The organism is Helicobacter sp. MIT 14-3879, assembly GCF_003364125.1.
On record NZ_NXLP01000112.1, the window covers coordinates 1 to 2,858 of the forward strand.

Annotated in this window: 1 protein-coding gene; it reads left to right on the top strand. The window is 33.4% G+C overall.

What is annotated here, in order from left to right; all coding sequences use genetic code 11:
* Positions 1–416: 416 nt before the first annotated feature.
* Positions 417–1,862, top strand: a complete 1,446-nt coding sequence (gene guaB, locus CQA44_RS11660; RefSeq protein WP_115547380.1) for an IMP dehydrogenase — start codon at positions 417–419, stop codon at positions 1,860–1,862.
* Positions 1,863–2,858 lie beyond the last annotated feature (996 nt).

Genomic DNA, 2,858 nt, shown 5'->3' on the forward strand with positions numbered 1-2,858 from the left:
CTCCTGACATTGATAATTAAAATGTGTCAATAAAAAGTATATTATAGCAGAAGATTATTTAGTATTAAGGAATAGACTGATTCTACCTAACAATATAAAGACAGTTGTGTATTTTAATCTCAAAATTCACAGTATGATAATCTTAGTTTATCACGAATCATCAAAATAAGCACAGAAGTCCCATCTGTCTAATTTATGCGACATGTTAAAGCATACACAAATCCCTATGTTGTTGTAGAATATTGTTTCCCGCTCATTATACAATTTCTTATTTATTTGTTAAAAACTTTGCTATCTAGCCAACTTTATAAAATATGAATCATCGTATTTATTTCCTCAAAAATTTGGTAACTAATCATTGTTATAAGTGAAGTAGAATATTGACTATTTCAAAAATTTATAGGAAAGGTATTGCCATGAACCTGATTACTCGAGCATTAACATTTGAAGATATTCTTCTTATCCCTGCATACTCCGAAGTTCTCCCCAAAGAAGTTAGCACACAATCTATGCTCACAAAAAATATTAGCCTGAATATCCCTTTTGTAAGTGCAGCTATGGATACGGTAACAGAATATAAAGCAGCAATTGCTATGGCAAGATTAGGTGGTATTGGAATTATTCATAAAAATATGGATATAGAATCTCAAGCAACACAAATATGTAAGGTTAAAAAAAGCGAAAGCGGCATCATCAATGATCCTGTATTTATCACAGCGGATAAAACATTACAAGATGCAGAAAATATTATGAAGAACTATAGTATTTCAGGTGTTCCGGTTGTAGATTCTCAAGGGATACTTATCGGAATTCTTACTAATCGTGACACAAGATTTGAGACTAATTTTAAAAAATTAGTCGGCGAAGTTATGACAAAAGCCCCTCTAATCACTGCAAAAGTGGGTATAAGTTTGGAACACGCAAAAGATATTATGCACAAACATCGCATAGAAAAATTACCTCTAGTTAATGAAAAAAATGTTTTACAAGGTTTGATTACGATTAAGGATATTCAGAAATGTATTGAATATCCACAAGCCAATAAAGATTCTATGGGAAGATTGCGCGTAGGAGCTGCTGTAGGAGCAAATCAAATTGATAGGGCATTAGCTCTTATTCGCGCGGGAGTTGATGTTTTGGTATTAGATTCTGCACATGGACACTCCAAAAATGTAATTAGCACATTAAAAGAAATTAAATCTCAAGCTGATATTGATATTATTGTAGGCAATGTTGTAACTCCAGAAGCTACAAAAGATTTAATCTTAGCAGGTGCAGATGCAATAAAAGTAGGTATTGGACCGGGTAGTATATGCACTACACGCATTGTGGCAGGAGTTGGCATGCCGCAAGTCTCTGCTATTGATGGTTGCGCTCGTGTAGCCAGAGAGTATAAAATTCCAATCATTGCAGACGGAGGAATAAAATATAGCGGTGATGTAGCCAAAGCTTTAGCCGTGGGTGCTTCAAGTGTGATGATAGGTTCTCTACTCGCAGGTACAGAAGAGAGTCCGGGTGATTTAGTAATTTTTCAGGGCAGACAATATAAGAGTTATCGTGGTATGGGCAGTATCGGAGCTATGCAGAGGGGTAGTGGTGATAGATATTTTCAAGAAGGCACGGCACAAGATAAACTTGTACCAGAAGGCATAGAAGGTAGAGTGCCTTATCGTGGCAAAATTGCCTATGTTATTCATCAATTAGTTGGAGGTTTGCGCTCTTGCATGGGATATTTAGGAGCAGAAGATATTGTTTCCTTATGGGAACGCGCACGCATTGTTGAAATTACTCCAGCAGGATTAAAAGAGAGTCATGTTCATGGTGTAGATATTACCAAAGAATCACCGAATTATCATGGCTAGATTCTATACTTGCAACATTTCATGCTAGAAATTATAGTTAGCTCCCAATCAAATGTTGATACAGCAGTTAAACATGATAGCATATTATGGTTTGCTCAAGAATCTTTGTTTTATCTTTTTTGGCTGTAGAGGTATTTAAAGATAGATATTTCTTTATTATTATTGAGTATAAGCTTCTTGATGGTGAGATTTCATTTTATGGACAAAAACAGAATAAATGATACTCTATCAAATGGAGAATCTAGTTAAAGATATAAGAATGACATTAAATGGCTTTTGTGCATAAAATACTTTCTGTACTTTCTCAATTACATAGAGACAGGGCTTTTGTTTAATCACAAATAGAGCATAAAATAACTTTTATTGTTATTATTTACATAATGGGGACAATAGTATTAATAGGGTATATCCTTACTTTATCTTTACCTTTTAATAAGTTTAAGCAATATAAATATACCAAGCTAGATGGGCAAAATGCAAAACATGGGATAAACTTTTCATGCCCTGTAAGTTTTTTACGCCTTCTATAATAATTTTAAAAATTTAAAAACGGTTTTACTTATGACTTGAATATAACCGTAGCATTGTTGGTGCTAAGCTTTAGCATTTTGTGGTGTGTATCACTGCTTTGATAGTTTTGGTTGCAAAATGATAGAAACTTAAGGGTTACTAACAAACTTTTATTGGCTCACTCGTCATGATAAAAATTCATGTTATTTTGTTCCATTCATCTTAGACAGACGTTTTGTGCTTGTTATTGCATTAACAATAAAGAGTATATAGCGATTTATGCCCTGCAGACTAGTTCTTTCCTAAAATTGTGAAAACCCTTAGTATTTACGATATTATTGTCTATTCCGAAATTTTACTCTTTTGTCCTTAATCCTTAAGAGAATAAATCATTCTCAAGCAAAAGTGTAGCATACAGAAAATACAGATTTAAATCATCTTACCAAAGAGTTAAGACTAAAGTCAAACTAGATTATAAGATTAACA